Genomic DNA, 8,132 nt, shown 5'->3' with positions numbered 1-8,132 from the left:
ACATACTTCCCAAACAGGTCCTAGATCAGCCCACCCAGCTGTCGTAGAACAGCGGGAAGGCGTCCGCGTCGAAGGTGATGTCGTGGACCTTCGACGCCGTGCCGACAGTCCGGGTGAACACGTAGACCGGCAGGGTGTACGCGTGGTCGATCACATATTTCTGCACCTGCCCGTAGGCCTTCTTGCGGGCGGCGAGATCCGTCGTGCCGGCGCTGGTCGCGAGCCATTCGTCGACCTCCGGCACCGCGATCCCGGAACTGTTCGCCCCGCCCTGGGTGAACGTCAGATTCGAGGCGAACAGCGTACGGAGCAGGTCGGGGTCGGACTTGCCCCAGCTGTAGGCGATCAGGTCGTAGCCGCCGGCGTTGCGCTGGGTGGTGTAGGCGCCCGAGTCCATCGAGTAGAGCTTGGTGGCGATGCCGGCCTTCTTCAGGTCGGCCTGTACCGCCTGGCTGACGATGTCGCGCTGCTCGCGGTTGAAGGCGCCGACGTAGGGCCAGTCGAGGACGAGACGCGCGCCGTTCTTCGTGCGGTAGCCGTCGGCGTCGCGGCCGGTGTAGCCGGCCTCGTCGAGCAGCTTGTTCGCCGCGGCGACGTCATGGGGGAAGGCCTTCTCGAGGCTGGGATCGTAGGCGATGTTCTTTGGCGTCAGGGTGCTCCACGCGCGGGCGTACTGGCCGGCGTAGACCGTCTTCACGATCGTGTCGACGTCGACGGCGCGCTGGACGGCCTTGCGGACCCGCTCGTCGGAGAACGGCGCACGCCTGGTGTTGAAGTGGATCGAGTAGTTGGCGTTCTGCGGAATCACCTTGAGCAGCCGCAGGGAGTTATCGCCCTCGAGCGCGGCGACGTTCTGCGCCGGCACGCCGTCGGCGGCGTCGATCTCCCCACTGCGCAGCGCGCTCACCCTCGTCGCGTCCTCGGGCAGGAAGCGGATGGCCAGCTTGTCGAGGTAGGCGGCGCCGGTGTGCTTCGCGCCGCCGGGGGCCGAGGTGTAGCCGTCATTGCGGGTGAACTCGGCGACCGATCCCTTCACATAGCGGGTGAAGCGAAACGGCCCGGTACCCACCGAGTTCGGCCCGCCCGAGCAGAGGGTGTCCGGCGCTTCGGCGATCTTCTTCGGCGACTCGATGCCGAGGTAGGCCGTGGCGGCCGCGGCGAGGAATGCCGCGTACGGCTTGGAGAAGGTGACCTTGGCCGTGCGCGGGTCGACGACCTCGGTGCCGACGTAGGGGCCGAGCAGCGCCACCGCGTACTGCGACTTCGTTGACTTCGCCGCGATGTGGTCGAAGTTCGCCTTCACCGCCGCCGCGTCGAACGGTGTGCCGTCGTGGAACGTCACGCCGTCCTTGAGCTTGAAGGTGAACGTCTTCGCGTCGGCGGAGACCGTCCACGACGTGGCCAGCCACGGGCCGACCCCGCCGCTCGGCTGCTGCGCCACGAGCGAGTCGAACACACCCCGCTGGATGACAGCGGTGACGTCGGCCGGGCTGACGTGCGGGTCGAGGCAGTCGCCCTCGGTGGCCACCGCGAAGGTGAGCGTGCCGCCCCGGTGCGGTGTTCCGCCCGCCCCGTTCGCGCTGGTGGAGCCGACGGGTGCCGGATCGGACGCGCAGGCGCCGAGCATGGCGGCGGCCGCGACGGCCGCGACGCGGACGGCGGGGTGGAATCGGGAACGTGGGCGTTTCATGGATGCTCCAGATAGGGCGGACGCGACGATGGCCTCACCAGGTCATGCGGCCCGGCGGCCGAGGGGCACGCGGAGCCGCAACCGGCGGCCCGGGCGCGTGCCGTACGGGCACGGACCAGCACGAACGGGGAGGTAGTCGCCGATGGTGCTACTGCCGTACCAGTCCAGACAGGCAGCGGTTCATCCTGTTATCGCGGCTCATAGGCATCGGGCCGCAAGCCCGTGCGCATCGCCCGTAGGCCCACCCGCACGTGCCGCGCGCCCCGCCCGGCGTCGCGCATGTCCGTCCGGCGGTGCGCCACGCCACCTCGGTGGAGCCGTCAACGGGGATGAGCGACGAGGTGGCGGTCCACCAGGGTGAAGCCGAAGGAGGGCGGTGGGGCCGCGCCGAACCGGCGCAGGGCACCCGCCATCGTGTCGATCTCGTCCCGCCAGGCCGTCGCGGCCAGGGCGGAGGTGTCCGGATCCGAGGTGTCCAGGGCGGAGGTGTAGAGGCCCAGACAGGTGCGGACGTGCTCGAAGAAGGCGGTTAGGACCCGGGCCGTGACGTGCGCGCGGACGTCCCGCTCGTCGGCACCCCGGTCAATGGCCTCGATCGCCGCCGCGGCGAGGATCGCCGTGCAGACGGCGTGAACGACCCCCGAGCCGCTGAGCGGGTCGAACCGGGCGGCGGTGCCTCCCACCGCGAACCACCCCGGCCCGCAGGGCGGTTGCAGGAACCGGGGCGCCGCGGGCACGACCACGACGGTCTCGGGCAGCGCCGTCAATCGTGCTCCCAGCGCCGTCTCGGCGAGAAGCCGATGAAGCAGCGGCACGGGACGGGCGACGGGCCCGGGGACCATCGCCTGCACCAACGCCTGCCGCTCGCCGATCGGCGCCAGGAAGACCCATGCCGACCCGGCGGCCACCAGCCGGCTCGTGGCGGTGGGCTCGGCCGGCGCGAGCCGCACCTCGGCGCTGATCATGTTTCGGCGTCCGAGCTCGACGGGTCGGGCCGGTCGGCCTGGTGGAGGCGCAGCGGCGGTGACCAGCCACGCGGCAGGCGGCGACGCGAGGCCATCCGGGGTGAACCGGACCAGGTCCGGGTGCGCCTCGGCGAGCCGTGCGCCCAGCCGGCGGACCAGCACGCTGCCGTCGACCGCCAGGCTGGGCTGCTCCAGCCGCCGCGTCGTGGCCGACCCGCCCCACCGGACGTGCCGGTGCCGAATCGGCCAGGCGTCCTCGAACAGGCCGGCGCCGCCGTCCCAGACGTCCCGGAGCACGGCAACGGTCAGCTCGTTGAGCACCAGCCAGCGCGGACGCGCACCGCCGGTATCCGGCGCCCGCTCACGGGCATCCGGTTGCCATCCGGTCACCCGGACGGGCCGTCCCTGGGCGGCGAGCAGGTACGCGCAGGTCAGGCCGGCCAACCCAGCCCCGGCGACGACGACCTCGGTCATTCCTCCGTCCGGGAGCCGCCCGGCTCCCCGTCCGTTGCGGAGGCCGTTGCGGAGGCCGGCGCGGTGCCGGCGGTTAGGAGCTCGGCGAGCAGGGCCTCGTGCGCCGCCCCGTGCTGGAGCACGAGTCGACGCTCCGCCGAGCCGCCCAGCTCGGCAACGGTCTCCTGCGCCCGCCGGAGCCCGGCGGCGTGGTCGGCGACCGGAATGGGCAGGGTGACCGGACCGGGCAGGGCGAAGCGCGGCTGCACGCCGCGCGCGGCGAGCAGGTGGTTCGTCTCGTGCAGGCTGAACATCGCCCGACGGGCCTGCTCGAGCAGCTGCCCGCCGGCCCGGCCCCCCAGGGCGAAGGTCGCCTGCAGGGCGCTGAGCAGCAGAGCGTAGTTCTGGTCGCTGAGATCCGCCAGACCGCCGGTGAGCGCGTCGACCGGATCCGGCCGCATCGTGCGCAGATAGCTCTCCGGCGCGAGCCCGGCGAGGTGATTCTTGACCGTGCCGAACCGGCGGAAGTGCTCACCCCCCTCGTCGATGATGAGCTTGACGAGGTGGACGAGCCGGTCCCGCTCGGGGAAGAGGTCGGGCCGTCCATCGATCGTGCGCAGCAGCCGCACGTACATCCCGTCGATGCCCGACGCCGTTCCCTGGCTCGGCCGTTCGACCTCGATGAACCAGTCCAGCTGTGCCGGGGTCAACGGCTGGAGCTGGAACGGCCGGTCGAGCTGGCGGTGGATGCGCTCGGCCCGGCCGACGTTCGGGGGCAGGCCGAGCAGGGTGAGCGCCTCGTTGACCCAGCGCAGGTGCCGCATCTCGTCGACCGCGATGGAGAACACCTCGGTGGCCGCGGCATGCACGCGGCGGGTGTGCTCGTCGGCGTCGTCGGGCAGTAGCCGGGGCGCGTCGAGCGAGTAGTGGGCGAACAGGTACTCCATCGACAGGGCATGTTCGACGGTGGCCAGGTAGTTCAGCTCGGCGAGCACCTCGTCCCGGGTCAGCTCGTCGGTAGCCGGCTCCGGGGGCGGCGGCGGCGCGCCCCCGCCGGTCTCCCGGCCGTCCAGCACGACGGCCAGGTCGTTCCAGGCAGGGAGCATCTCGGGGTAGTCCAGTTCCAGCTCCCGGCGGCCGACCTCGGTCGCCAGGTCGGCGGGCGGCGGAACGCTGGTGCGATCGCGCCGCTGGAAGTTGACGTAGGGGACCTGCCCGTCCGCGCTGGTGACGACGTCGGGCTTGGACGCCGCCCACAGGTGCAGGGGCAGATCCGCGTCGGTCAGGCCGCGCTCGGCGGCGACACCGGTGGCGGCGACGTGGCGCAGCACGGCGCCGTCCGGACGGTGGAACTCGAAGGTCAGCCCGGGGAAGAACGCCTTGTCGAGGTTACGCTGGTCGAACTCCAGCCCCGGATAGCAGTTGTCGACGCCGCTCTCGGGACGGGTGCCGGCCGGGTTGCCGCGCACAACGTGGTCCGCCCGCGCTGTCAGGTTACGGGGGAAGATCTTCCCGGCCGGTGGCCCGGGCACGGGATCCGCCATGTTTCAGCCCCTTCCTCGAGCGACGCACCTCGCCGGGCGACGCATCCTCATCGAGTTCATCGAGCAACGCCTCATCACCGGGCGGCGCACCACCGGGCGGCGCACCATCACCGGGCGACGGTGGTCGGGTCACTGCCGCTGCCGCCGTACATCGCCGACGCCGGCGGTCGCCCGTCGAAAAAATCGGGACGCGCCGCGGACAGCTCGACGTACGCCCGCAGGCAGAAGGCGAGCCAGCCACGGATGTAGTCGCAGCCGGGCCGCCCGCGCCGGGTGACCTCGTGATAGCAGCCGCCCCCGCACAGATACCGGGCCCAGCACGAGCGGCACGGGCTCATCCGGTCGACGTGGCTACGGGCGAGGTGACCCGCCCGGGCCGCGTCGTCCGGGCCGGCCGCCACCGACCCCATGGCGAAGTCGGGGTCGTCGACGAGCCGGTGGCAGGCGAACAGGTCGCCGTTCGCGGCGGCGCTGAGGTACCCCGCGCCCGCCCCGCACGGGTAGGGGCGATGGCTGCCGCGGTGAATCTGCTGCATGGCGGTCTCGAAGTTGCCGAACGGGTACCGGCGACCGGCGGCCAGCTCGCGCAGCGCCACCTCGCCGCACTCGACCATCTGCCGCAGGAACTCGTCGAAGGCCGGGCGGGTGAACTCGAGCGCCGGGTCCGGCGACGCGACGACCGCGGCGAACCCGACCTCGTCGAACCCGAGGCCGATCACATGGTCGAGGACGTCGCGCAGCCGGCCGCTCGCCGGGGTGACGGTGATCCGGGCGGCGAGGTGGCGCGGGCGCCCGTGGCGGGCCAGCAGGTCGAGCCCGGCCCGCACCCGGTCGTAGGCACTGGCCCCGCCGGCCCCGCCAGGCAGCCGCCGCAGCGCGTCGTTGCGGTCCCGGTCGCCGTCGATGCTCACCGAGACGGCGAAGGGATACTCGGCGAAGAGGCGGGCGTCCTCGGGACGCAGCACGGTCAGGTTCGTGGTCAGGGAGAACCGCACCCGCCGCCCGGCGGCCGCGGCCGCCCGCGCCGCGTAGACGGTGACCTCATGGACGAGGTCCGCGGCGAGCAGCGGCTCGCCGCCCATGAACCCCACGACGACGTCGGCGCCCGGCCGCGACTCGGCGAGGAGGCGGTCGACCGCCGCGAAGGCGACCCCGCGCGGCATCGCCCGGGCCGCACCGCCGAACCGCCCCTCGTCGGCGTAGCAGTAGGCGCACGACATGTTGCACGCCTGCATGACGTTCAGCGACAGGGCGGACAGCCGTGGCGGGTCGATCGGACGCCCGTCGATGCGCCGGGGCGTGGACGGCTCCAGCCCCAGGTCGGCGCGCAGTCCGGGATCGAGCTCGATCGCCCCGCCCGAGCCCAGCCAGGTCTCCACTCGCCGCGCGACGTCCTCGGGCAGGTCGTAGACCCGACTGCCGTCCGTCACGAACAGGTGCGCACCCCGTGTGCTGCGGAACAGGCGGACCTCGGCGGCGGGATCCGGCGCGCCGCCCGAGACGGCGGCCCGCTCTCCTTCCGCCGGCCGCGGTTCCCAGCCCGGCGGGCGGCGACCGATCTGCAGCAGGACCGTCACGTGCCGGACTCGATGTCCCGCCGCAGCGCGGCGCTCCAGGCGAGAAGAAGATCGTACTGCCGCCGGGTGATGTGCATCGGATGGCGGTCGGAGCCGCGCATCAGCGCCGGCATGCGACGGTCGTAGTAACGCTCCCTGGTCGCCGGCTCGCGCACGACCGCGGGGAGCAGCTCGGGCCGCTCCCGCAACAGGTCCTCGAGCCCCTCCAGCGCCAGGAACCGGCGGTGGCGCGCCCGGCCCGCCTCGGTCAGCGGAAGCGGGTGGCCGGTCACCGGCTCGGCCGCCGGGAACGCCAGGTCCCGGACCGACTCGACCGGCTCCCGCCGGCTCCGCGCGATCGCGGCGTTCTCGAACCGGGCCCGGTCGTTCTGGGCGTCGATGTTGACCGCGCCGACCGTCTCGAAGATCCGCTCGAACAGGTCGCGGACCTCCAGCGTGGTGCGGGCCGCGTCCGCCACGTAGGCGGGCTCGCGGACGTCGGCGCGCCGGACCCGGTCGGTCAGGCCGTCCGCGGCCGAGGTGAACGGCCGCCGGTCGGGTGCGAAGTCCGGCGGCCCGACGACGATCCGGGCCGTCGCGGTGAGTCCCCCCGGCAGGACGACCCGCACCGTGCCGTCGCAGACGTCGTCGACGAGCCCGAGGCTGGCGCTGTTCTCGGCGCCCGGGTTGGTGCGCGGGTCGTCGCCGGTCAGCGCGAAGCCGCTCCACGTCGACTGCGGGTTGAGGATGAGCCGGTCCGCGGGCAGGACGTAGACGCTCGTCTGCGCCGGGAGGTCCGTCGGGCCGTACACCGCGCCGACGGCCGGGGTGAACCGCAGCCGCAGCTCCGGCAGCTCGGTGTTCGGCCGGGTCAGCTGCACGCTGCCCAGCGGGACGCGGCTGCCGACGGGCACCAGCGGCGTCGCGGCGCCCTCGGGGGAGCGCCCGTCGAGCGGGCGCCGCCCGGTGTCGTCGCCGGCGATGCTCACCTTCGCGGCGATCCGGTCGTCGTCGACCTGCGTGTAGTGATGCGGCTTGAGGTTGGCGACCTCCACCTCCCACCGCACCTGGGAGAGGCTGAGACCGAAGGCCGCCAGGACATCGGGGGTGATCGGCCCCTCGTGCGTCACCCCGTCGGTCGTCCACGCGCCGTGCAGCTCGAAGAACGGGCACACCGGGCGGAATCCCGCGGCGTCCTTGAACGTCACCGTCGCCGGCAGCCGGGTGGTGACCGTCCCGTCCTCGGCGACATCGAGGGTCTCGGCCGGCTGGACGATCGTGCGCCCGGTGCCCCGCGGCGACAGGTCGTTGGGGCCCCAGACGTAGTTGTCACAGGGGGTAGGCGACGGGCCCAACCGCCCGTAGGCAAGCGGCGGGTACAGCCACAATTGGTCGATCATCCAGATCTCCTGTTCTCCCGCACCCGCCAGGATGGCCGACGCCCCGAGGAAACGCCGGTCACCCGTGGATTCCCGCGTCATACCATGCGGGAATCCACCACCGTCGATCGCCGGCGTTCACCGGTATTTCCGTCGAACCCGACGGCGCGCCGTGCCTGTTTCATCCCAAACGTCATCGCGTCCCAAACGTCGCCTCCCCCGAACGTCGCCGCCAAGCCGGGTGACCGATCCGGGCGACGGCTCGACGGTGATACGGCGAAACCGTTCGCCGTTACATCTATCACACCGGGTCCGTCATCTACCATCCTGAACCCGCCGCCGCGCGGTGAACTGTCGGACCCGAGACAACGCCGGATTCCGGCCGCCACCGGCCTTCCCGCCGGGCGAGGATCAACCGCTGGGCCAGCCGCCGACCAGACCGGGAGACGCAAGCGACAGTCGCGTCCGGGCCCCCGTCAATCCCGACGACTTCGACATAGAACACCGGGCTCGGCGCGATGCACCTCACCCATCCCAGCAAACTC

At 72.6% G+C, this 8,132-nt stretch carries 5 protein-coding genes; all 5 read right to left on the bottom strand.

Going from position 1 to position 8,132, the window contains the following annotated elements; translation table 11 throughout:
* Positions 1-25: 25 nt before the first annotated feature.
* A complete protein-coding gene (locus ACY5KJ_RS08230; protein WP_462187641.1) occupies positions 26-1,690 on the bottom strand; it encodes an ABC transporter substrate-binding protein in 1,665 nt (554 codons plus the stop codon).
* Positions 1,691-2,010: 320 nt separating this feature from the next.
* On the bottom strand, positions 2,011-3,129 hold the full coding sequence (locus ACY5KJ_RS08225) for a hypothetical protein (protein WP_462187640.1): 1,119 nt from the start codon (positions 3,127-3,129) through the stop codon (positions 2,011-2,013).
* Complete coding sequence (locus ACY5KJ_RS08220; protein WP_462203105.1) at positions 3,126-4,652, bottom strand: ferritin-like domain-containing protein; 1,527 nt, start codon at positions 4,650-4,652, stop codon at positions 3,126-3,128. The genes ACY5KJ_RS08225 and ACY5KJ_RS08220 overlap by 4 nt, the downstream gene beginning before the upstream one ends.
* A 107-nt stretch (positions 4,653-4,759) precedes the next feature.
* Entirely contained in the window at positions 4,760-6,229 is a 1,470-nt protein-coding gene (locus ACY5KJ_RS08215) for a radical SAM protein (protein ID WP_462203104.1), read from the bottom strand.
* A complete protein-coding gene (locus ACY5KJ_RS08210) occupies positions 6,226-7,689 on the bottom strand; it encodes a hypothetical protein (RefSeq protein ID WP_462187637.1) in 1,464 nt (487 codons plus the stop codon). The genes ACY5KJ_RS08215 and ACY5KJ_RS08210 overlap by 4 nt, the downstream gene beginning before the upstream one ends.
* Positions 7,690-8,132 lie beyond the last annotated feature (443 nt).

The organism is Frankia sp. CcWB3 (genome assembly GCF_977927595.1).
The sequence above is the reverse complement of the archived record's forward strand: the minus strand, read 5'-3'. Positions and strand labels throughout refer to the sequence as shown.